The following is a 22,173-nucleotide window of genomic DNA, read 5'->3' as shown; positions in this document are numbered from 1 at the left end:
GATGACCCCGCGGTGGCGGCCGTGGCTGTACCTGGTCCCGGCGATCGTTGTCTACGGCGCCTTCCTGCTCTACCCGATCGGCCGGTCGGTGCAGTTCTCCCTCTACGAGTGGGACGGGCTCGGTGCGTCCGAGTTCGTCGGGCTGGCCAACTACCTCGGTGTGCTCACCGACGCCGGCCTGCGGGCCGCCTTCGGGCACGCGCTGGTGCTGATCGCGTTCTTCGCGCTGCTGCCGCTGGCGCTCGGGCTGGCGGTGGCGGCGGTGCTGAACCGCGCCCGGGTGCGTGGTCTGGGCCTGTTCCGGACGGTGGTGTTCGTGCCGCAGGTGCTGGCGATGGTGGTGGTCGCCGTGGCCTGGCGGGCCATCTACGCCCCGGACGGGCCGCTGAACACCGCACTGACCGCCGTCGGGCTGGACTCGCTGACCCGGGCCTGGCTGGGTGACTACACCTGGACCCTGCCGGCGGTGGGGATCGTCGGCACCTGGGTGCAGACCGGGCTGGTGACCGTGCTGATGCTCGCCGGGATGGCCCGCGTGCCCAGAGAGCAGTACGAGGCAGCCCGGCTGGACGGCGCCGGGCCGGTGCGGGAGTTTGTCGCGCTCACCCTGCCGAGCGTGCGCGGGGAGATCGCGGTGGCGCTCACGCTGACCATCGTGGCCGCGTTGAAGACGTTCGACCTGGTGTACGTGATGACCGCGGGCGGGCCCGGGAACTCGACCACGGTGCCGGCCTACGAGGTGTTCCAGCGCGCGTTCCGCACCGGGCAGGTGGGCTCGGCCGCGGCGGTGGCGATCACTCTGACGGTGCTGATCTTCGGGCTCAACCTGGTGATCAACCGGCTGGTGGAACCGCGGGAGGACCGATGACCACCTCCCGGGCCGAGACCGCGATGAACTACCTGCTGCTGGTGGTGGTGTGCGCGTTCGCGCTCGGGCCGATCGTGGTGGTGCTGGTCACCTCGCTGCAACCGGACCTGGGCGGGGGCGGGATCGCCTGGGGCAACTACGCCGAGGCGTGGAGCCAGGGCAGCTTCGCCCGCTACCTGCGCACCTCCGCGCTGGTCTCGGCCACGGTGCTGGTGGTGGCACTGACCGCCTCGGTGCTGGCCGGGTACGCGTTCGGCACGATGACCTTCCGCGGCTCGACAGTGGTGTTCTCCCTGGTGCTGGTCGGCATCATGGTGCCGACCGAGGCGATCGTGGTGCCGCTGTTCTACGACCTGCGCACCCTCGGGCTGACGAACACGCTGTGGGCGGTGGCCTTCCCGCAGATGGCGCAGTCGATCGCGTTCGGCAGCTATTGGATGCGCGCCTACTTCCGCACCGCGCCGCGCTCGTTGATGGAGGCGGCCCGGCTGGACGGTGCCAGCGAGCGCCGGGTGCTCTGGTCGATCCTGGTGCCGGTGGGCCGGCCGGCGATCGTGACGATGACCGTGCTGGTGTTCATGTGGACCTGGAACGAGTTCCTCATCCCGCTGGTGATGAGCCCGAACGGCGCCTACCGCACCGCACCGCTGGCGCTCGCGCTGTTCCAGGGGCAGCACGTGCAGGCCACCTCGCTGCTGGCGGCCGCCGCGGTGCTGGTGGCGCTGCCGGTGGTGGTCGTCTACCTGTTTCTGCAGCGGCACTTCATCCGCGGCATGCTCGAGGGCGCGGTCCGAGAATAGTAAACAATTTGTGTTACATTTTTGCCGTGAGTGAGCCCGACAGCCAGGTGGGCGTGCGGGAGCTGCGACTGCAGACCCGCGCGGTACTGGCGCGTGTCCAGATGGGCGAGTCGGTCGAGATCACCGCACACGGACGTCCGATCGCCCGGCTGGTGCCGCTTGCCGATGCAGGCTCTCCTCCTGTGCTGGAGCGACTGGAGCGTGCAGGCCAGCTGAGTCGGGCAACCCGTCCTGGTCGGCGCCCGAGGATGCGGTCCAGCGACGGTAGCCCTCCCCTGGGGGACACGCTCGCGACGCTGCGCAAGGACCGGGACCTGTGAGCCGGGCGTGACCCTCTACTACGCGGACACCTCGGCGGTGCTGAAGCTGCTCGTCGAGGAGGAACACTCGACGGCCTTCGCGGCATTCTTCGACTCCGCGCCCGAGGCGCGGTGGATCAGTTCTGTGCTCCTGCGCATCGAGGCCATCCGGGTGGTGACCCGGGCGCGCCCGGCTCTCCTGCCCGACGTGAAGGAGCTGCTCGCCGCCTTCGACACGATCAGCATCACCGACGAGATCGCGCGTGGAGCCGAGGAGGAACCAGACAGGTCGCTGCGGTCGCTCGACGCCATCCACCTGGCCACGGCACGGATGCTGGGTGGGGCGGTGACAGCGTTCGTCACCTACGATGCCCGGTTGCTCGGCGCTGTCGCCGACGCCGGCATCACGGTACTCAGCCCGCGCTGACCCAGCCCGGTGCGCCAGACGCCCTCGGTCCCGCCGGGCGCGAGCACAGCCGACATCGATTTCTGAGCGGGCGAGAGTTTCTGGGATGATCAGGGACCATGAACCACGCAGCGACCACACCGCCGTCCCAGAACCCGCCGACCGAGCCCATCCGCCCGGTCGCGCAGGTACCGGACCGGCCGTCGCTGGACGGGCTGGAGGACCGTTGGTCCGCCTCCTGGGGCGAGCAGGACCTGTACGCCTTCGATGCCACCGCACCGCGGGAGCGGGTGTTCTCCATCGACACCCCGCCGCCGACCGCGTCCGGGTCGTTGCACATCGGGCACGTGTTCTCCTACACGCACACCGACTGCATGGCCCGCTACCGGCGGATGCGCGGCCACGAGGTGTTCTACCCGATGGGCTGGGACGACAACGGACTGCCCACCGAGCGGCGGGTGCAGAACTACTACGGCGTGCAGGTGGACACCTCGCTGCCGTTCGAGGCCGACTTCACTCCCCCGTACGCCGGGGACGTGCCGAAGAAGCACCGGCCCACCCCGGTCTCCCGGCAGAACTTCGTGCAGCTGTGCCTCACGCTGGCCGCGGAGGACGAGAAGAGCTTCGAGCAGGTGTTCCGATACCTCGGGCTGAGCGTGGACTGGGCGCAGACCTACCAGACGATCAGCCCGACCTCGCAGCAGACCTCCCAGCGCGCGTTCCTGCGCCAGCTCGCCCGCGGTGAGGCGTACCAGATCGAGGCACCCACGCTGTGGGACGTGACGTTCCAGACCGCGGTGGCCCAGGCCGAGCTGGAGGACCGGGAGCGGGACGGTGCCTACCACCGGATCTCCTTCCACGGCGCCGAGGGGCCGGTGTTCATCGAGACCACCCGCCCGGAGCTGCTCGCCGCCTGCGTGGCGCTGGTAGCCCACCCGGACGACGAGCGCTACCAGGGCCTGTTCGGGTCCACGGTGACCTCCCCGGTGTTCGGGGTCGAGGTGCCGGTGCTCGCGCACCCGCTGGCGGACCCGGAGAAGGGCGCCGGGATCGCGATGATCTGCACCTTCGGCGACACCACGGACGTGACCTGGTGGCGGGAGCTGAACCTGCCCACCCGCACGATCATCGGCCGGGACGGGCGCATCCTGCCCGAGGCACCGGCGGCGATCACCTCCGCCGAGGGGCTGGCGGCCTACCAGCAGCTGGTCGGGCTGACCGTGTTCTCCGCGCAGAAGCAGACGGTCGAGCTGCTGCAGGCCTCCGGCGACCTGCACGGTGAGCCGCGCAAGATCACCCACCCGGTGAAGTTCTACGAGAAGGGTGACAAACCGCTGGAGATCGTCTCCTCCCGGCAGTGGTACGCCCGCAACGGCGGCCGGGACGCCGACCTGCGCGAGCAGCTGATCCAGCGGGGCCGGGAGCTGACCTGGCACCCGGAGTTCATGCGGTCCCGGTACGAGAACTGGGTGGACGGGCTGGCCGGGGACTGGTTGCTGTCCCGGCAGCGGTTCTTCGGTGTGCCGTTCCCGCTCTGGTACCGGCTGGACGAGGCCGGCGAGGTCGTCTACGACGACCCGTTGGTGCCGTCCGAGGACCGCCTGCCCATCGACCCGTCCACCGATGTACCCGATGGCTACACCGAGGACCAGCGCGGCAAGCCGGGCGGGTTCGCCGGCGACCCGGACGTGCTGGACACCTGGGCCACCTCCTCGCTCACCCCGCAGCTGGCTGGCCGGTGGGAGCGCGATCCGGACTTCTTCTCCCGGGTGTTCCCCTACGACGTGCGGCCGCAGGCGCACGACATCATCCGCACCTGGCTGTTCTCCACCATGGTGCGCGCGAACGCCGAGCACGACTCGCTGCCGTGGCGCCATGCCGCGATCTCCGGCTGGATCCTGGACCCGGACCGGAAGAAGATGTCCAAGTCCAAGGGCAACGTGGTCACCCCGCTGGGGCTGCTGCAGCAGCACGGGTCGGATGCGGTGCGCTACTGGGCCGCCTCCGCGCGCCTGGGCGGGGACACCGCTTTCGACGAGGGGCAGATGAAGATCGGCCGGCGGCTGGCGATCAAGCTGCTGAACGCGAGCAAGTTCGCGCTCTCCTTCGCCGGCGACGAGCAGGTCACCCTCGACCCGGCGGCGGTCACCGAGCCGCTGGACCGGGCGATCCTGGCCCAGCTGGCGACCGTGGTGGACACTGCCACGCGGGCATATGAGAACTATGACCACGCCCGGGCGCTGGAGGTCACCGAGTCGTTCTTCTGGACGTTCTGCGACGACTACCTGGAGCTGGTCAAGGACCGCGCCTACGGCAGCGAGAAGTTCACCGCGGAGGCCACCGACTCGGCCCGGGCGGCACTCTGGCTGGCGCTGGACGTGCTGCTGCGACTGCTCGCCCCGGTGCTGCCGTTCGCGACCGAGGAGGTCTGGTCCTGGTGGCGGGAAGGGTCGGTGCACCGCGCCGCCTGGCCCACCTCCCAGGTGCTGCACACAGCAGCCGGTGACGGCGATCCCTCCTTGGTCTCGGTCGCCGGCTCGGCGTTGGCTGCGCTGCGCAAGGTGAAGTCGGAGGCGAAGGTCTCCCAGCGCACCGAGTTCGCCTCCGCCACGCTGCTGCTGCCGGAAGCGGACCACGAGGCGGTCCGTGCGGTGCTGGCGGACCTGCGCGCCGCCGGGCGGGTGGCCGGGGACCTGACGCTGGGGAACGGCACCGACGATGTGACCGTGGACGGCGAGCTGCTCCCCCCACCCCCGAAGAACAGGTAACCCACTAGTTCGCGAACGCTCTCCTTCGCGGCACATTCGCCCTGGACGCCGCGTTAGGGAGCGTTCGCGGACGGTGGATACTGGGGCCATGCGGGCAGTGCGGTATCACGAGTACGGCGGGCCGGACGTGCTCCGCCTGGAGGACGCCCCGGCCCCGGAGGCCGGACCTGGGCAGGTGCGGATCGCCGTCGGGGCCTCGGCGGTGAACCGGATGGACATCAAGCTGCGCTCCGGGGCGATGGCCTCGACGCCGCTGGCCCACCCTCGCATCCCGGGTCTGGACGCCGCCGGTGTGGTGGACCAGGTGGGTGCGGGTGTGACCGGCGTGCAGGTAGGTGACCGGGTCTTCGGCGCCGGGTCGGCCACGCTCGCCGAGCTGGCGGTGCTGGAGACGTTCGCACCGGTGCCCGAGGGGCTCTCCCTGGTGCAGGCGGCAGCGCTGCCGACCGTGGCCGAGACCGCCGGGCGGGTGCTCTCCCTGCTGCCGGGTGACCCAGGGGCGGTGCTGGTGGTCGACGGTGCTGCCGGCGGGGTGGGCACGATCCTGGTGCAGCTCGCCCGCCGCCGCGGGCTGACCGTGGTCGGCACCGCCTCACCGGCCAAGCACGACGTGCTCCGCCACCTGGGCGCGCTGCCCACCACGTATGGGCCGGGTCTCGTGGACCGGGTCCGGGCACTGGTCGACCACGTCGACGGCGCAGCGGACCTGGCCGGTGAGGGCTCTGCGGGCGAGCTGGTCACCCTGACCAGGGACTCGGCCCGGGTGGTGACGATCGCCGACTTCTCCGGGGCCACCGAGGCGGTGGTCACCGACGGGTCGGACGGGCGGTCCTGGGCGACGATGACCGAGGTCGCCGACCTGGTGGCTGCTGGGGAGCTGGAGCTGCTGGTGGACACCGAGCTGGACTGGTCGCAGGCGGCTGAGGCGCACCGGCGCTGCGAGTCCGGGCACGCCACCGGGAAGGTGGTGCTGACCCTCAGCGACACTTGGTAGGCCTGAGCAGCTGCGGGCTTCAGCCGGCAGCGCGCAGCCGCGGCGCCAGGTCACGCTGGAAGAGCTGGAGGAACCTCAGCTGGTCGTGCCCGGGGGCGTGGAACACCAGGTGGTTGAACCCGGCGCGGCGGTAGGCCAGCACCTGCTCTACGGCGTCGTCCGGGTCGGAGGCGACGATCCAGCGCTTGGCGATCTGCTCGATGGGGAGCGCGTCGGCGGCCCGCTCCATCTCCACCGGGTCGTCCAGCGAGTGCTTCTGCTCCGCCGACAGCGACAGCGGCGACCAGAACCGGGTGTTCTCCAGGGCCAGCTCCGGATCGGTGTCGTAGGAGATCTTGATCTCGATCATCTTCTCGATCGTCTCCGCGTCCCGGTCGGCCTTCGCAGCCCCCTCGGCGACGGCGGGCAGCAGCTTCTCGGTGTACAGGTCCATCCCTTTGCCGGAGGTGCAGATGAACCCGTCCCCGGCGCGGCCAGCGTACCGGGCGACCATCGGCCCGCCGGCGGCGATGTAGACCGGCACGCCGCCGTCGGGCTGGTCGTAGATGCTGGCGTCGTGGGTGGAGTAGTACTCCCCCTCGAAGCTGACCCGGTCACCGGCCCACAGCGCCCGCATCAGCCGCACCGCCTCCCGCAACCGAGCGAACCGTTCCTTGAACTCCGGCCATCTCTGCTCGCCGGCGCCGGCGAACCCGGTGGCGATCTCGTTCAGCGCCTCCCCGGTGCCCACCCCGAGCATCACCCGCCCGGGGTAGAGCACCCCGAGAGTGGCGAACGCCTGGGCGACCACGGCCGGGTTGTACCGGAACGTCGGCGTCATCACCGAGGTCCCCATCCGGATCGTGGAGGTTCGCTCCCCCACAGCCGCCAACCAGGCCAGGGAGAACGGTGCGTGCCCGCCCTCGTGCCGCCACGGCTGGAAGTGGTCGGAGACCGCCACCGACTCCATCCCGTGCGCCTCGGCAGCAACGGCGATCTCCACCAGCTCGCGCGGGCCGAACTGTTCAGCGGAGGCCTTGTATCCGAGGGTGAGGGGCAGCATGTGTCACTCCAAGAGGTTGGGTACGGCCAATCTAACGCCCGACGGCGACAGCTCGCCGCCGTAGGCGGGTCGCCGGGATGAGACTCCGGCTCGGTCGCATGGGCCTGGCGGTTCGGGCCGTCTCGTGTCGCATGGGCCTGGCGGTTCGGGCCGTCTCGGGTCGCATCGGCCGGGCGGCGCTCACCGCGCCGGTGCCACGGTGTCCACAACCCCCAGCAGCCCGAGTCCCGATGTCAGTGGTCGATGGTTGAGTAGCACTATGACCACCTCAGCTCTCCCGGTACCTGCGGCCCCGGCGCCGCAGATGCGCCGTGGCGCGTGCGAGGGCGTGCTGACCTCGCTCCGCGCAGCACGCGACGCCACCACCGCCTGGGAGGTCGAGTCTGCACGGCTGGTGACCGAGTGGGCCGACGGGCACCGGCTTCCGGCGCGCCTGGTGGGCCAGGACGGCACACTGCTCGACCAGGTCATCGAGCTCGACGAGCCGGTCGTACGACCGGCGCTGCCGGGTCTTGACTCTCCGATGCGGCTCGCCGGACCCGGTGCGCCGCTGGTGTCCGACCTGGCGTTCTGTGCGCTGGCCAGCAGCCTGTCCATGTCGCTGGACGGTGCCCGCGGATACGTGGGCGAGGTGGTCGAGCTGGGCTTCCGGCTGCCCCGCCTGTGGGACCGGGTCCGCCATGGTGAGGTGCGTCTGTGGCGTGCCCGCGAAGTGGCTCGTGCCACCACCTGCCTTCCGGCCGAAGGGGCCGCCTGGGTGGATGCCCAGCTGGCGGCGGTGATCGGATCCTGCTCCGGTACTCAGCTGCGCCGTGTCATTGATGCCGCTCTGGACCGGTTCGATCCGGAGGCGGCAGCAGAGCGCCGTCGGACCGCCGCTGACGACCGACACTTCGACATCCACTGCCGCGACCCAGAAGCTGGCAGCCACACCAGCACGGCCGGGGTGGTGGCCGTGGACGGGGTGCTGGACCTACCGGACGCGCTGGACCTCGAGGCAGCGGTGGCAGCACGAGCCGAGCAGCTCGCCGCGTGCGGGTCTAAGGAGAGCCGTGACGTGCGCCGAGCACTGGCGCTCGGCGAGATCGCCCGGGACGAGCTCGCCCTGCCGATCACCGGACCAGCTGTCCACCAGGACGTTGCGCCGCCGGCATCGAGCGGGCTCGAGGCAGAGGGCACGACCGGCGGGGAACCGCCGTCGGCCGCTGCTGCCGGCGGCGGCCGACCGGTCCGGCTGGTCCTGCACCTCTCCTCGGACGCGATCGGAGCTGGGTCGCTTGCCGGTGCGATCGGCCGCTGCGAGAACACGAGGTCACCGGTCTCTGCCGAGCAGATCCGTTCCTGGTGCGGTGCTCCTGGTGCCCGAGTGAGCGTCCAGCCGGTGATCGACCTGGCTGGTCACCACCCCACCGAGTCCTACGAGATCCCAGCGCGGGTGCGCCAGCAGGTGACCGTGCGCGAGCCCCAGTGCGTGTTCCCCTGGTGCACCCGGCGCGCCGACCGCGCGGACCTGGACCACATCGTGCCCTGGGAGGAGGGCGGCCCGACCTGCGGCTGCAACCTGGCTCCGCTGTGCCGACGGCACCATCGCGCCAAGACCCACGCGGGCTGGTCCTACGTGATGGTCACACCGGGCACCTACCTCTGGCACTCTCCGGGTGGTGCCACCTCGCTGGTGGACTCTCGAGGGACGTTTCGCGTACCGGACCTTGGGCAGGTGTGCGGCCACGGACCGCGGACGGCGCTTCGCGAACCACCACCGTCCTAGCTGCTCCGCCCCGGACCCTGCCCGGTGAGCCGTGCGGGGGCCTCGGCCTGTCCAGGCCCTGGTTCAGCGCGACTGAGGACCGTTGGCAGCGATGTCCTCGTGGTGCCGGATCACCTCGGCAACGATGAAGGCGAGGAACTTCTCCGCGAACACCGGATCCAGCCCGGACTCCTCGGCCAACGCGCGCAGACGTGCGATCTGCCGCTCCTCACGGCCAGGGTCTGAGGGCGGCAGCCCTTCCCGCGCCTTCAGCCGACCGACCGCCTGGGTGCACTTGAACCGCTCGGCCAGCAGGTGGATGAGTGCGGCGTCGATGTTGTCGATGCTGCCCCGGATGCGGAGCAGCTCGTCAGGCAGGCCGCGGTCGGTTCCGTCAGTCATGGGGAGATCCTAGGTGAGGACCGCGGCAGCGCTGGCTGCTGTCCGCCGGCTGGTGGCGCGATCGTGCTTACACGCGGCGGGTGTCTGCACTGCCGGCCAGCGCATGCTCACCGGGCGTCGCCGGATCGTGCCAGCGCAGCAGCGCTCCCACGCCGTCCGCCACAGCGTCCATCTCCTCCGCCACGGTGATGCCGGCGTCCTGCTCCAGCACCGCGCGCCCGATCGCCAGGTCAGCACGCACCTCGTCGGGGTTGCTGACCCCCAGACCGTGCAGCTCTTCGGCAGTGGCTGCCACCTCCAGCGCACCGGGACCGATCCACAACATCTTGCGCGCCAACCGGCTGGGCGGGCCGGCCACGTCCGGGGAGATCAGCAGGTCCGCCACCTGACCCTTGCGGAGCACATCGAGCACGGCTTCTGCCCCGGACACAGCAGCTCCGTCCCGGCCCGCCTCTTGCTGGTACCGGTCCACCGTCGTTGCCCTGCGGCGCTCGCGCAGCTCGTTCAGCTGGGCCGCGACCTGCTCGTGCAGCGCCCGGGTGTTCACGCCCCCGGCGCGGCCGCCACCGGAGATCTCCACCACCAGCTCACGCACCGGGCGGCTGAGCTCGTCCAGCACCAGGTGCACAGCGCGCAGGTCGCCGGTGATCAGCACCAGCTCGGGGCGTCGTTCGCGGCAGATACGCTCCACCTCGCCAGCGACGGCCTCGGCGTTGCGCTCCCAGGAGTCCTCCGCGCGGTTGTCGATGCGCTTGTGCCCGAGCGGGCCCAAGTTCGGTTTGGAGAGCACGTCGTGGCCGCCTTCGATGGTGCGCTCCTCCTCCAGCTGGCCGGTGAGCCCTGCCGGTGCGTCGTACAGGGCGACGTCGGCCCCGGCACGGTCCACGCTGAGCATCAGGTAACGCACAGTGGCGTCAGCTGCGCGGGCCAGGGCGAAGGCGTGCGGGCGGTCGGAGACGACTGCCCGGTCCGCCCCTGGCGCCTCGGGCAGGAGCCGGTCGAGGACCACCTCACCGCCCGCAGCGACGACGACCCGCCCGTACGGTCCGTGGACGTAGACGGGGACGCCCAGCGCCTCGGTGACGGCATCGCAGTCCGCTGCCGGAACGCCGTCGACCCCTTCTGGGGTGAGCGTACGACGCAGGTCGGCCCACCTGCTCAGGACCGTGTTGTCGCGGTTGTCGGGGTTGGAGGTCGCGTCCAGGATCACAGTCAGCACCGGCGCCTGGGCCGGCAGTGGTGGGACGAAAACGTGCACGGCAGACCATCGCTTCCTGATCGGGTGCTTGGTCCCTCCCAGCCTGCCGCAGCGGGTCGCTCGCCGCTACCTGAGGATCAGGCGCTCTTCTCTCGCGGGGTCCGCTTGCTGCGGGGAGCTTCCCGCGGAACGAGCGTCGGGTTCACGTTCTCCAGCACCACGTCGCGGGTGATCACCACCCGTGCGATGTCCTCGCGGCTGGGCACGTCGAACATCACCGGTTGGAGCACCTCCTCCATGATCGCCCGCAGCCCACGGGCTCCGGTGCCACGCAAGATGGCCTGGTCGGCCACCGCTTCGACCGCGTCGTCGCTGAACTCCAGCTCCACGCCGTCGATCTCGAACATCCGCTGGTACTGCTTGATCAGCGCGTTCTTCGGCTCGGTGAGGATACGTATCAGTGCCGGAGCATCCAGGGGCGAGACCGTCGTCAGCACGGGCAGCCGCCCGATGAACTCCGGGATCAGCCCGAACTTCAGCAGATCCTCGGGCATGACGTCCTCGATGACGTCCTCCTGCTCGGCCTCCTTCAGCGGCGCACCGAACCCGATCCCGCGCCGACCCGACCGTGAGGAGATGATCTCGTCCAGCCCTGCGAACGCGCCCGCAACGATGAACAGCACGTTCGTGGTGTCGATCGTGATGAACTCCTGGTGCGGGTGCTTGCGGCCGCCCTGTGGTGGCACTGAAGCCTGCGTCCCCTCGAGGATCTTCAGCAGCGCCTGCTGCACCCCCTCGCCGGAGACGTCCCTGGTGATCGACGGGTTCTCGCTCTTCCGCGCGATCTTGTCGATCTCGTCGATGTAGATGATCCCGGTCTCGGCCTTCTTCACGTCGAAGTCCGCAGCCTGGATGAGCTTGAGCAGGATGTTCTCCACATCCTCACCGACATAACCGGCCTCGGTCAGCGCCGTGGCGTCAGCGATCGCGAACGGGACGTTCAGCATCCTCGCCAGCGTCTGCGCCAGGTAGGTCTTGCCGCACCCGGTGGGCCCGATCAGCAGGATGTTCGACTTCGCCAGCTCCACGTCGGCGTCCTCGCCGGTGGTGGACGCGGCGGCCGGACCGGCCTGCACCCGCTTGTAGTGGTTGTAGACGGCGACCGCCAGGGACCGCTTCGCGGGGTCCTGGCCGATGATGTACTCCTCGAGGAACTCGAAGATCTCCCGAGGCTTGGGCAGGTCCACCAGGCCCAGCTCGTTCGCCTCGGCCAGCTCCTCTTCGATGATCTCGTTGCACAGGTCGATGCACTCGTCGCAGATGTACACACCCGGTCCTGCGATGAGCTTGACGACCTGCTTCTGGCTCTTGCCACAGAAGGAGCACTTGAGCAGATCGGCGCCTTCACCCACTCGCGCCATCTCTTCTCACCTCTCTGCCGTCGTGCCCTGGACAACGTGGCCGTCTGGTCATTCTGCGCCATCCGGGCCGGGGCGACCACTGGAATTAGTGCGGGCTCTCCTACCGGTGCGCCCGTGTGCACCATCGTCAACGATACGTCGCAGGCGACGGGGATATCGACCCGTTCGCCGCGTGTCGCACTTCGGCGGTCGGTCGGGGTCGCGGGGGCGGACCGCTCTCGGCGGACCGTCCCCGCGCCCCCCGGTGTCAGGATCCCTTGGGCAGCTCGGCCGGCGGTGTCTTGCGGCTCTCCAGCACCTGGTCGACCAGACCGTAGTCCTTGGCCTGCTCGGCCGACAGGATCTTGTCTCGCTCGATGTCCTGGCGGACCTGCTCCAGCTTGGTCGAGCTGTGCCGGGCGATCGTGGTCTCCAACCACTCCCGCATCCGCATCACCTCGTTGGCGTGGATCTCGATGTCCGACGCCTGGGCGTAGCCGCCCTCCAGGGACGGCTGGTGGATCAGCACGCGGGCATTGGGCAGCGCGAGCCGCTTGCCCGGCGACCCGGCGGCCAGCAGCACCGCCGCGGCCGAGGCGGCCTGGCCGAGGCAGACCGTCTGGATCTGGGGGCGGATGTACTGCATCGTGTCGTAGATCGCGGTCATCGCCGTGAAGGACCCACCCGGGGAGTTGATGTACAGGATGATGTCCTGGTCCGGGTCCTGGCTCTCCAGCACCAGCAGCTGGGCCATGATGTCGTCGGCGGAGGCGTCGTCCACCTGCACACCGAGGAAGATGATCCGGTCCTCGAACAGCTTGGTGTAGGGGTCCTGGCGCTTGAAGCCGTACGGGGTGCGCTCCTCGAACTGCGGCAGCACGTACCGTGCCGAGGGGTCCATGCCGGCCCGGCCACCGAACGCTTGGGGGTTAAAGTTCACGGTTGAAGCTCCTCTTCGGTTCGCGGCGGTCAGGACTTGTTGGTGGTGCCGCCGCCACCGGAGACGGCGGAGGACTCGGTGACCACGTGGTCGATGAAGCCGTACTCGAGTGCTTCCTGGGCGGTGAACCAGCGGTCCCGGTCGGCGTCGCGGTTGATCTCCTCCACGCTGCGGCCGGTCTGCTCAGCGGTCAGCTCAGCCATCGTCTTCTTCATGTGCAGGATGAGCTCGGCGTTGATCCGGATGTCGGACGCGGTGCCACCGATGCCGCCGGAAGGCTGGTGCATCATCACCCGGGCGTGCGGGGTGGCATAACGCTTGCCCTTGGTGCCGGAGGCGAGCAGGAACTGCCCCATCGAGGCAGCCATGCCCATCGCGACCGTGGCCACGTCCGGGGCCACGTACTGCATGGTGTCGTAGATCGCCATCCCGGCAGTCACCGATCCGCCCGGGGAGTTGATGTAGAGCCAGATGTCCCGGTCCGGGTCCTCGGCGGCCAGCAGCAACATCTGGGCGCAGATCTGGTTCGCGTTCTCATCACGCACCTCGGAACCGAGCCAGATGATGCGCTCCTTGAGCAGCCGGTTGTAGATGTGGTCCCCGAGGGCGAAACGTTCGGTATCGCCGGCGGCGGACTGCGGAAACTCACTCACGTGTGTGCTCCTGATCGTCGGGTGGTCCTGATGTGATCCTGCGACTGACACTAACGCCGCACCTTGCGGGTATCTGCCTGCGTCTCGCCGGTTTCGCTGATGGCGCAGCCATCGCGGGTGCTGAGGCGCCGGGAGCCCCCGCCCCGGCTGGGGACGAGGGCTCCTGCGGTACGTCGTGGCTCAGGCCTTGTTGGCGTCCTCAGCGCTGTCGGCGCTCGGCGCGGAGTCGGCACTCTCCGCGCTGTCGCCGGAGTCGGCACTGTCGGCAGAATCGGCGGACTCGCCGGAGTTGGCACTCTCCGCGCTGACGTCCTCGACGACGACCTGTTCGGTGTCGGCGCCAGCAGCCTCAGCGGCCTGCGCAGCCGCCTGCGCGGCGTCCTCCTCGTCCGAACCGATGTAGGCACTCAGGTCGATCTCGGTGCCGGAGGAGTCCACCACGGACACCTGGCGCAGCGCGACCGCGAGCGCCTTGTTCCGGGTCAGCTCGGCGACGAACATCGAGATCTGCCCGTTCTGGCTGATCTGCTGGATGAACTCGCTCGGCTCCTGGCCGTACTGCTGGGCAGTGCGGACCAGGAACTCCAGCAGCTCGTCCTGCCCGACGTTCACGGTGACCTGTTCAGAGAGGGCGTCCAGGACCAGCTGACGGCGGAGCGCCTTCGTGGTCTCCTCGGTCACCTCAGCACGGTGCTCGTCGTCCTCCAGGCGGCCCTCGTTCTCCAGGTGCTGGTGCACCTCGGTCTCGATGACCCCGGCGGGCAACGGGAAGTCGGTGCTCTCCAGCAGGCGGTCGAGCAGCTGGTCACGGGCGGCGACGGCACGGTTGTTCTCCTTCGCCTCGCCCACCTGCTTGCGCAGGTCCTCGCGAAGCTCGTCCACGGTGTCGAACTCGGAGGCGGTCTGCGCGAACTCGTCGTCCACCTCGGGCAGCTCCTGCACCTTGATGGCGGTCGGGGTCACCGTGACCTCGGCTTCTTCGCCGGCCCGGTCCCCGCCGGCCAGCGGGGCGGTGAAGGTAGTGGTCTCGTTGGCGCTGAGCCCGGTGAGCGCCTCGTCCAGACCGTCCAGCATGTTGCCCGACCCGATCTGGTAGGAGACGCCGGAGACAGAGTCGATCTCCTCCTCGCCGATGGCAGCCTTCAGGTCGATGGTGACGAAGTCTCCGTCGGCGGCGGCACGCTCCACGCTGGAGAGTGTCGCGTAGCGCTCGCGCAGCGAGGTGAGCCGCTCCTCCACATCCTCGTCGGTGACGTCGAGGTCATCGAGGGTGAGGGTGATGTCCCCGAGCTCGGGCAAGGTGAAGTCGGGGCGGACGTCGACCTCAGCAGTGAACACCAGGTCCTCGGCGTCCTCGCTGATGCCGGGCACTGCGGTCACCTCGATGTTCGGCTGGCCCAGCGGACGCAGATCGGACTCGGTGACCGCCTGCCGGTAGAGCTCGGGGAGCGCGTCGTTGATGGCGTGCTCCATCACCGCACCCTTGCCGACCCGCTGGTCGATGATGCGGGGCGGCACCTTGCCCTTGCGGAAGCCCGGGACGTTGATCTGCGAGGCGATGTGGGAGTACGCGTGGTCCACGCTCGGCTTCAGTTCGTCCAGAGGCACCTCAACGGTCAGCTTCGCCCGGGTGGGCTCGAGGTTCTCGACGGCGCTCTTCACTACGTGCTCTCCACTCGTGGGTTGGTGGGCCGGCGTGGGCGACCCGGGAAACGTCTAGTACCTGCCCGTGGGCACGCGCGAGGGCATGCGGAAACGAGCGGCTCGACCCATCGTACCTGCCGCACGGGCAGGCCGGAACATGGCTCAGCGGCGGCATCCCTGCACGGGCCTGGCCGACGCTGCACGTCGGCACATTGCTAGGCTCCTTGGTTCTCACGCCAGCCCTACGACCGGCGTCCGCACACCATCCCGAGACTGGAGAACGATGCAGTTCAGACGACTGTTGCCCGCCGCTCTGCTGCTCTCATTGACCGCAGCCTGCGGTACGGAGGGAACGGACGGCACGTCACCGGAGCAGAGCCCGATGGTCGATGCCCCAGATGTGCTGGTCGTCGGGCACCGCGGCGCCATGGACGAAGCGCCGGAGAACACGGTCCCCGGTTTCGAGCAGGCCGTGGAGTCCGGTGTCGACATGGTCGAGGTCGACGTGCAGCTGTCTGCCGACGGTGTGCCGTTCCTGTTCCACGATGACACTCCAGACCGCACGACTGACGTGGACGAGGTGTTTCCCGAGCGCACAGACGACCCGATCACATCCTTCACCTGGGAGGAGCTACAACAGCTGGACGCCGGATCGTCGTTCGGCGAGGGCTTCGCTGGGACGTCGATACCGAGTCTCGACGACGTTGCCCTCACCGTGGGACCGGAGGTGGGTGTGGACATCGAGCTGAAGGCACCGGAGAACTCACCAGGCCTCGAGCAGGCGGTTGCCGACGCCCTGCAGACCGATGCCTGGGCCCCGTTGGTCCAGAACGACCTGGTCATCGTGTCCTCCTTCGACACGGATGCCACCCGCACCTTCCACAACCATTCTCCGGAGGTTCCCGTCTGGCCCATCATCGATCAGGTACCGGACCAGGACTGGGTGGAGTCCCTTACTGACCACGCCACCGGCATCAAGACCGGGTACCGGAACCTCACGCCGGAGATCGCCGGCTGGGCGGAGGACGCCGGACTAGGCGTCTGGGTGCACACGGTGAACGACATCACCAAGCTGGCCGACCTGGTCGATATGGGAGTGGCCGCTGTCGTCACCGACTCGCCGTGGCTGGTCGCCCCGGCGCTCGGCCGCTCCTGAGCGGACCGATCGGGGGGAGTGGAGCGGGTGACGGGAATCGAACCCGCACCATCTGCTTGGAAGGCAGAGGCTCTACCATTGAGCTACACCCGCGGGGCGGGGACAAGCCTACCGGGTCCGTGGGGGTGGGCGCTGCATCGGCTGGTGAGCGCCGCTGGCGGAGGCGCCGTGGTCACGGTGACGGCCGGCACGCTCTACACTCGGTCTCGACCCACTCCGGCAGGACTGCCGGCACGTGGGTCCACGGGATGTGGCGCAGGTTGGTAGCGCGTCCGCTTTGGGAGCGGAAGGTCGCAGGTTCAAATCCTGTCATCCCGACCATGAGGCCTGGCGGGTGCCCGAGGAACGAGGGCGCCCGGCAGGTCTCATCTGTGTGGTCGCAGGATTTGGGAGGAGCGCAGCGACGGCTCCTGTCATCCCGACCATGAGGCCTGTCGGGCGCCCGAGGAACGAGGGCGCCCGGCATGAATCAACCCAGGCGATACCTGGCCCGCCGGGTCATGCGCCCGGAGCACGACGCGGCGCAGGAAATATCGATCTGCGGCCCGGCGGGACCCCCGCTGCCCACAGCAGCAGCCTGCTGCCCTGAGCAGATCCACCCGGTAGGGAGGCCACGAGCGCACGCACAGTGGGTTCATGAGCGACGAGACCCCCGCCCGGCCCCGGTTCAACGACCGCGCCCGGGCCGAGCTGTACCACCAACGCATCCTGGTCCTCGACGGCCCGCTCGACGACGACAACGGCATCCTGCTGCTCAGCCAGCTGATCGCCCTGGCCGCCGCGGATGCCCGTGCGGACATCACCTTGTGGATCCACTCCCCCGGCGGCTCGGTACCGGCGATGCTCGCCATCCGGGACGTGATGCGCACCATCGGCCCCGACGTGACCACCCTGGCGCTGGGCACCGCCTACAGCGCCGGCCAGTTCCTGCTGTCCGCCGGCGCGCCGGGGAAACGGCGGGCTCTCCCGCACTCCAGCATCCTCATGCACCAGGGCTCGGCCGGGTTCGCCGGCACCGCTGTGGACGTGGAGACCCAGGCCGACGAGCTCCGGCACACCCGCGACACCGTGCTCGGCCTGATCGCACAGGACACCGGCCAGGACGCGGCCCAGGTGTTCGCTGACTCCTTGCACGACCGCTGGTTCACCGCGCAGCAGGCCCTCGACTACGGCTTCATCGACGAGGTCGTCACCAGCTTCGACACCCTCGCCCCGTCCCACCACCGCCCCGTCGGCATCGGCTGGCCACCGGCCGGCACGCAGAGCACAGGAGGCTCGCGATGAGCACCTACCCGGTCCCGAACGTGATCGCCCAGCACCCGCGCGGCGAGCGGATCATGGATGTCTACTCCCACCTGCTCACCGAGCGGATCGTCTACCTCGGCACACCGATCGACGCCGGGGTGGCGAACGTGCTGATCGCCCAGCTGCTGCACCTGGAGTCTGACGACCCGGAGGCGGACATCCAGCTGTACATCAACTGCGAGGGTGGCGACCCGAGCGCCATGCTCGCCGTCGTGGACACGATGCGCTACGTGCGACCGGGCGTGGCCACCACCTGCGTGGGGCAGGCCGTCGCCGTCGGTGCGGTGCTGCTCGCCGCCGGCACCCCGGGCAAGCGAGCCGCGCTGCCGCACGCGCGGATGGTGCTGCACCAGCCGGTCGGCCGTGGGCAGGGCGCGATCCCGGACCTGATCGTGCAGGCTGACGAGCTGGTCCGGGTCCGGGCGGACATCGAGGAGATCCTCGCCGGAGCCACCGGCCACCCGACCGCCACGCTGCGCGCGGACACCGACCGGGACCGGGTGCTCACCGCCGCCCAGGCGGTGGACTACGGCCTGATCGACGCAGTGGTGACCGAACGCACCACCCCCACCACGGGTTAGGCCGCCAGCGAGAGCACCCGCGCAACGTTGCGGACCAGCTGGCGCTCCGCCGTCGTGCGCAACCCGCTGAGCTCGCGCGCCACGGCGACGGTCAGGTCCAGCAGGGTGACCCCGAGCGCCCCAGCCACCGCGGCAATCATCTCGCTGGAAGGTTCTTTGACGCCGCGCTCGATCTCGGACAGGTACTGCGGTGAGATGCCGGCCCGCTCGGCAGTCTCGGTGAGCGTCTGCCCGCGGTCGGTGCGCAGCCGGCGTAGCCGGGCACCGAGCAGGTGGCGCCACAGCGGTTCGTCCGCAGTGGTCTCCTGGCCCGGCTCGGCGGCGGGCGCTGCGGGCACGGGCACGGCATGCAGTCGTCGGGTGCGCATGCTTGATCGTAGGTCCCCACATCCTGCCCGACGGCGGTGCTCCGCTCAGAGCAGAAGCTCACCCAGCCGTGAGGTGCTATCGGGCAGAAAGAGCACCGGCCGCCCCCGCTGCTGCGGGGACGGCCGGTGCGTGGTCTTCGGGGGACGCTCAGTCCTCGACGTCGACCAGGCCGCGCTCGACGGCCCGGGCCAGGCGCCGCGGCACCTTGACCTCGCGGCCACCGGAGCGGACCGGGACGAGGTCTGTGGGCTGCGCCTTCCACTGCGAGCGGCGCGAGCGGGTGTTGCTGCGCGACATCTTGCGCTTGGGAACTGCCATGGGCCCTACCTCCCCTTCTATGCTGGTGACGGATGCTCCCGCACGGTGGCGCGAGAGCAGGTTCGAAACGATGGCCAGGAGGCTGCTCCCGGCGGGTCGGCTCAGGCCTTGGCGCCAGCCTTGGCGTAGCGCTGGCGGAACTTCTCCACCCGCCCGGCGGTGTCCAGGATCTTCTGCTTGCCGGTGTAGAACGGGTGCGAAGCGGAAGAGATGTCCACGTCCACGACCGGGTAGGTGTTGCCGTCCTCCCACTCCACGGTGGTCTCCGAGGTGGCGGTGGAGCGGGTCAGGATGGCGAAGTTCGCGGAGATGTCCCGGAAGACGACCGGCTTGTACTCCGGGTGGATGTCCTTCTTCATGTCTGCTTCCTACGTAGTTCGGCTGCGCGGTTGCGGCGTCAGGAGTGTGGCTGGCGGCGCCGGAGCTCCTCGTCCGCACCCTGGCAGCACACGCTGGGCGCGCGACCGCGGTCACGATGCGCCCGGACGATGATACTCACACTCCGGCCCGAACACCTAGTCGGCGCAGGTCGACAAACCCGTGGTACAGCGCCGATGTGACGCATCACTCACCGGTAGCAGCGGCCGGGGCGCACCCGCCGATCGTCTTGTTCTATATGCACTAGAACATTACGCTGGCTTCATGCTGCTGACTATCGACCCGACCGCCGACTCGCCCCTCTTCGAGCAGGTCGCGACCGGTATCCGCGCGGCCGTCGTGGCCGGTGACCTCCGGCCCGGTGAGCGGCTGCCGGCCGCACGCGACCTGGCCGCCGCGCTCGAGGTCAACATGCACACGGTGCTGCACGCCTATCGCACGTTGCGCGAGGAAGGCCTGATCCAGGTGCGGCGAGGCCGCGGCACGGTGGTCTCGACCCGCAGCAGCGCGGACTACCGGGGTCTGCGCCGCGCCCTGGCGGACCTGGTCCGGGAGGGCGACCGGCTCGGCCTGAGCCGCACCGGGCTTGCCGACCTGATCCGACACGCTCCCGGAACCGCACCATGAGTCCTCACCCGGCCCCCACCCACCCGCACCGGGCCCGCAGCGTCGTCCTTGGTGTACTGCTCCCCGCGCTGCTGGTCGCCGGGGCAGCGCTGCTCACGACCACCTGGTTGCCGCGCCTGCCCGACCCGGCGGTGCTGCACTGGAGTCTGCACGGTCCGGCTCGCACCGGCCCGTTCACCGAGCTGGTCACCGTGGTCGTGGCGCTGGCGGCCACCACCTGGCTGCTGTTCACCACCCTGGTGCTGGCCGCCGGCCGCACCGAGGGCGCCCGCCGCGTACTCGTCGGTAGTGCTGTGCTGCTGGGAGCGACCTACGCGGCGGTGCTGCTCGGCTCGGCCTGGGTGCAGCTGGACGCACCGGATGCTGCTGCTGTGACCCCCTCGGCCACACCGCTCGTGGTGGGGCTGCTGGTGGCCGTGCTGCTGGGGGTCGCCGCTGGTCTGCTGGCCGGTGCCGACCCGCACCTGCCGGCAGCGGACCCGGTACCGGCCGACGCTGCCCGGCTGGACCTACCGGCCGAGGCCAGGACCATGTGGCTCACCCGGTGCACAGTGCGCGGCGAGGTGTTCTGGTGGGCCGGCATCGCACTCTGGCTCGCCGCAGCCGTGGCGATCACCTCCCTGAGCGCGCAGTGGTGGCTGCTAGCGGTGCTGCTCCTTCCGGCGCTGCCGCTGCTGGCGAACCTGCACTGGACGCTACAGATCGACGCCACCGGTCTGCATGCCCGCGCCCTGCTCGGCTGGCCCCGGCTGACCGTCCGCGCCGAGGAGACGCTGCGTGCCGACGTGGTCACCGTGCACCCGTTCACCGAGTTCGGTGGCTGGGGCCTGCGCTCCCGGGTGGACGGCACCAGCGGCCTGGTGCTGCGCCGCGGCGAGGCAGTGCAGGTGCAAGCCACCGGTGAGCGCACGTTCGTGGTCACGACTGACGACGCCACCCGGGCGGCAGCGCTGCTGAACACCATGGCAGCCCGCAGCCGGGGCGGCGCCACGACCTGAGTACCCGCGTATTTCTCGTCCTCCGGACACCGACCTGTCCCGAAGGGGCGAATGGTGAGAGGATAGGCACCGAATCACTCTCACCTTCAACCAATTGGAGGATTCGGATGTCGCACCGGCGCCTCGTGTCGAGCGTGCTCTCCGGCTGCTGCTGTCTGTAGAGCGCGGGCGCCAGCGAGCCCCCGCGCTCGCCCCGCAGGTGCGAGCGGGCCGGACGTGCCGGAGCAGCTGAGGCTCCACGGCCGCTGGTCCCCTGCACCTGGCCGCTGCCGCCTGCGGCGCCACGCTGCCTGCCGGCACTCGACCAGCACGATCACACGATGGAAGGAACCCCTCACTCATGGCACGCATCTACGACAACGCCACCGCCCTGATCGGCAACACCCCGCTGGTGCGGATCAACTCCCTCACCGAGGGGGCGGGCGCCACTGTGCTCGCCAAGCTCGAGTTCTACAACCCCGCCAACAGCGTCAAGGACCGCATCGGCGTGGCCATCATCGACGCCGCCGAGGCGGCCGGCGCCCTGCCCCCGGGCGGCACGATCGTGGAGGCGACCAGCGGCAACACCGGTATCGCACTGGCGTTCGTCGGCGCCGCCCGCGGCTACCAGGTGGTGCTGGCCATGCCGGAGACGATGTCGAACGAGCGCAAGATGCTGCTGCGCGCCTACGGTGCCGAGCTCATCCTCACCCCCGGTTCCGGCGGGATGAAGGGCGCGGTGGAGAAGGCCGAGCAGATCGCCGCCGAGCGGCCCGGAGCGATCCTGGCCCGCCAGTTCGAGAACCAGGCGAACGTGGACATCCACCGCCGCACCACCGGCGAGGAGATCTGGGCGGACACCGACGGTGGCGTGGACATCCTCGTCTCCGGCGTGGGCACCGGCGGCACGATCACCGGTGCGGGCGGGCTGCTCAAGGAGCGCAAGCCCGAGGTGCAGATCATCGCTGTGGAGCCGGCGGAGTCCCCCGTGCTCTCCGGGGGTCAGGCCGGACCGCACAAGATCCAGGGCCTGGGCGCGAACTTCGTGCCGAAGATCCTGGACACCAGCATCTACGACGAGGTGATCACCGTCAGCGGCGAGGACGCGATCGAGACCTCCCGCCGCTCCGCCCGGGAGGAGGGTCTGCTCGTGGGCATCTCCTCCGGTGCCGCGCTGAAGGCGGCGGTGGACGTCGCGAAGCGTCCGGAGAACGCCGGCAAGACGATCGTCGCGGTGGTACCGGACTTCGGGGAGCGCTACCTGTCCACCGTGCTGTTCGCCGACCTGGCCGAGTGAGGCC

The 22,173-nt window shown here is 69.9% G+C and carries 23 protein-coding genes and 2 tRNA genes; 14 read left to right on the top strand and 11 right to left on the bottom strand.

Annotated features, from left to right (window positions below):
* Window position 1: 1 nt before the first annotated feature.
* From K338_RS20235 to K338_RS0103415, 6 genes are all read left to right on the top strand, one after another.
* On the top strand, window positions 2-868 hold the full coding sequence (locus K338_RS20235) for a carbohydrate ABC transporter permease (RefSeq protein ID WP_022916782.1): 867 nt from the start codon (window positions 2-4) through the stop codon (window positions 866-868).
* Window positions 865-1,668 (top strand): carbohydrate ABC transporter permease, encoded by an 804-nt coding sequence (locus K338_RS0103435; RefSeq protein WP_022916781.1) that lies wholly within the window; start codon window positions 865-867, stop codon window positions 1,666-1,668. The genes K338_RS20235 and K338_RS0103435 overlap by 4 nt, the downstream gene beginning before the upstream one ends.
* A 26-nt stretch (window positions 1,669-1,694) precedes the next feature.
* Window positions 1,695-1,988, top strand: a complete 294-nt coding sequence (locus K338_RS25800) for a type II toxin-antitoxin system Phd/YefM family antitoxin (protein WP_022916780.1) — start codon at window positions 1,695-1,697, stop codon at window positions 1,986-1,988.
* Window positions 1,989-1,995: 7 nt separating this feature from the next.
* A complete protein-coding gene (locus K338_RS0103425) occupies window positions 1,996-2,394 on the top strand; it encodes a type II toxin-antitoxin system VapC family toxin (RefSeq protein ID WP_027286390.1) in 399 nt (132 codons plus the stop codon).
* A gap of 98 nt (window positions 2,395-2,492) precedes the next feature.
* A complete protein-coding gene (valS, locus tag K338_RS20230; RefSeq protein WP_022916779.1) occupies window positions 2,493-5,141 on the top strand; it encodes a valine--tRNA ligase in 2,649 nt (882 codons plus the stop codon).
* An 88-nt stretch (window positions 5,142-5,229) separates the two neighbouring features.
* A complete protein-coding gene (locus tag K338_RS0103415; protein ID WP_022916778.1) occupies window positions 5,230-6,135 on the top strand; it encodes an NADP-dependent oxidoreductase in 906 nt (301 codons plus the stop codon).
* Window positions 6,136-6,154: 19 nt separating this feature from the next.
* On the opposite strand, the gene fgd is transcribed toward K338_RS0103415, so the two are convergent.
* Complete coding sequence (gene fgd, locus K338_RS0103410) at window positions 6,155-7,177, bottom strand: glucose-6-phosphate dehydrogenase (coenzyme-F420) (RefSeq protein WP_022916777.1); 1,023 nt, start codon at window positions 7,175-7,177, stop codon at window positions 6,155-6,157.
* Window positions 7,178-7,436: 259 nt separating this feature from the next.
* On the opposite strand from fgd, the gene K338_RS24270 reads away from it, so the two are divergent.
* On the top strand, window positions 7,437-8,945 hold the full coding sequence (locus tag K338_RS24270; protein ID WP_022916776.1) for an HNH endonuclease signature motif containing protein: 1,509 nt from the start codon (window positions 7,437-7,439) through the stop codon (window positions 8,943-8,945).
* A 63-nt stretch (window positions 8,946-9,008) separates the two neighbouring features.
* Here the strand turns inward: K338_RS24270 and K338_RS0103400 are convergent, their stop codons facing one another.
* The 6 genes from K338_RS0103400 to tig form a co-directional block, all read right to left on the bottom strand.
* Complete coding sequence (locus K338_RS0103400; protein WP_022916775.1) at window positions 9,009-9,326, bottom strand: chorismate mutase; 318 nt, start codon at window positions 9,324-9,326, stop codon at window positions 9,009-9,011.
* 67 nt (window positions 9,327-9,393) lie between these two features.
* A complete protein-coding gene (locus tag K338_RS0103395) occupies window positions 9,394-10,584 on the bottom strand; it encodes a baeRF2 domain-containing protein (protein WP_157612192.1) in 1,191 nt (396 codons plus the stop codon).
* Between the two features lie 77 nt (window positions 10,585-10,661).
* Complete coding sequence (clpX, locus tag K338_RS0103390) at window positions 10,662-11,945, bottom strand: ATP-dependent Clp protease ATP-binding subunit ClpX (RefSeq protein WP_022916773.1); 1,284 nt, start codon at window positions 11,943-11,945, stop codon at window positions 10,662-10,664.
* A gap of 247 nt (window positions 11,946-12,192) precedes the next feature.
* Entirely contained in the window at window positions 12,193-12,825 is a 633-nt protein-coding gene (locus tag K338_RS0103385; RefSeq protein WP_084480590.1) for an ATP-dependent Clp protease proteolytic subunit, read from the bottom strand.
* A 68-nt stretch (window positions 12,826-12,893) separates the two neighbouring features.
* Window positions 12,894-13,517, bottom strand: a complete 624-nt coding sequence (locus K338_RS0103380; protein ID WP_022916771.1) for an ATP-dependent Clp protease proteolytic subunit — start codon at window positions 13,515-13,517, stop codon at window positions 12,894-12,896.
* A gap of 180 nt (window positions 13,518-13,697) precedes the next feature.
* A complete protein-coding gene (tig, locus tag K338_RS20220) occupies window positions 13,698-15,179 on the bottom strand; it encodes a trigger factor (RefSeq protein WP_022916770.1) in 1,482 nt (493 codons plus the stop codon).
* A gap of 265 nt (window positions 15,180-15,444) precedes the next feature.
* Here tig and K338_RS20215 point away from each other — a divergent pair, with 265 nt between their 5' ends.
* Window positions 15,445-16,317 carry a glycerophosphodiester phosphodiesterase gene (locus K338_RS20215; protein WP_022916769.1) on the top strand — a complete coding sequence of 291 codons (873 nt, stop codon included), beginning with the start codon at window positions 15,445-15,447 and terminating at the stop codon, window positions 16,315-16,317.
* A 19-nt stretch (window positions 16,318-16,336) separates the two neighbouring features.
* Here the strand turns inward: K338_RS20215 and K338_RS0103365 are convergent.
* Window positions 16,337-16,410 (bottom strand) — tRNA-Gly (locus tag K338_RS0103365).
* Between the two features lie 151 nt (window positions 16,411-16,561).
* Between K338_RS0103365 and K338_RS0103360 the strand changes: the two genes are divergently transcribed.
* From K338_RS0103360 to K338_RS0103350, 3 genes are all read left to right on the top strand, one after another.
* Window positions 16,562-16,638 (top strand) — tRNA-Pro (locus tag K338_RS0103360).
* Between the two features lie 315 nt (window positions 16,639-16,953).
* Window positions 16,954-17,601, top strand: coding sequence for a ClpP family protease (locus K338_RS0103355; protein WP_022916768.1), 648 nt, complete (start codon window positions 16,954-16,956; stop codon window positions 17,599-17,601).
* Window positions 17,598-18,203, top strand: coding sequence for a ClpP family protease (locus tag K338_RS0103350; protein WP_022916767.1), 606 nt, complete (start codon window positions 17,598-17,600; stop codon window positions 18,201-18,203). The genes K338_RS0103355 and K338_RS0103350 overlap by 4 nt, the downstream gene beginning before the upstream one ends.
* Here the strand turns inward: K338_RS0103350 and K338_RS20210 are convergent.
* The 3 genes from K338_RS20210 to K338_RS0103335 form a co-directional block, all read right to left on the bottom strand.
* The gene (locus tag K338_RS20210) at window positions 18,200-18,571 is read right to left on the bottom strand and encodes a helix-turn-helix domain-containing protein (protein ID WP_022916766.1); all 372 of its coding nucleotides are present in this window, start codon (window positions 18,569-18,571) and stop codon (window positions 18,200-18,202) included. The two genes, K338_RS0103350 and K338_RS20210, sit on opposite strands and share 4 nt — an antisense overlap.
* Window positions 18,572-18,719: 148 nt before the next feature.
* The gene (gene rpmF / locus K338_RS0103340; protein WP_022916765.1) at window positions 18,720-18,890 is read right to left on the bottom strand and encodes a 50S ribosomal protein L32; all 171 of its coding nucleotides are present in this window, start codon (window positions 18,888-18,890) and stop codon (window positions 18,720-18,722) included.
* A gap of 101 nt (window positions 18,891-18,991) precedes the next feature.
* Complete coding sequence (locus K338_RS0103335) at window positions 18,992-19,249, bottom strand: type B 50S ribosomal protein L31 (protein ID WP_027286387.1); 258 nt, start codon at window positions 19,247-19,249, stop codon at window positions 18,992-18,994.
* A gap of 283 nt (window positions 19,250-19,532) precedes the next feature.
* Between K338_RS0103335 and K338_RS0103330 the strand changes: the two genes are divergently transcribed.
* The 3 genes from K338_RS0103330 to cysK all read left to right on the top strand — a co-directional run bounded on the left by K338_RS0103330 (window position 19,533) and on the right by cysK (window position 22,169).
* Window positions 19,533-19,895 carry a GntR family transcriptional regulator gene (locus K338_RS0103330; RefSeq protein WP_022916764.1) on the top strand — a complete coding sequence of 121 codons (363 nt, stop codon included), beginning with the start codon at window positions 19,533-19,535 and terminating at the stop codon, window positions 19,893-19,895.
* On the top strand, window positions 19,892-20,893 hold the full coding sequence (locus K338_RS24265; protein ID WP_022916763.1) for a hypothetical protein: 1,002 nt from the start codon (window positions 19,892-19,894) through the stop codon (window positions 20,891-20,893). Before K338_RS0103330 ends, K338_RS24265 begins: the two co-directional genes overlap by 4 nt.
* Window positions 20,894-21,233: 340 nt before the next feature.
* Window positions 21,234-22,169: a cysteine synthase A gene (gene cysK / locus K338_RS0103320; protein WP_022916762.1), complete on the top strand. Its 936-nt coding sequence runs from the start codon at window positions 21,234-21,236 to the stop codon at window positions 22,167-22,169.
* Window positions 22,170-22,173: the final 4 nt, after the last annotated feature.

This window comes from Ruania albidiflava DSM 18029, from assembly GCF_000421225.1.
Classification (GTDB): domain Bacteria; phylum Actinomycetota; class Actinomycetes; order Actinomycetales; family Beutenbergiaceae; genus Ruania; species Ruania albidiflava.
This window is presented reverse-complemented; position numbering and strand designations above follow the sequence as displayed.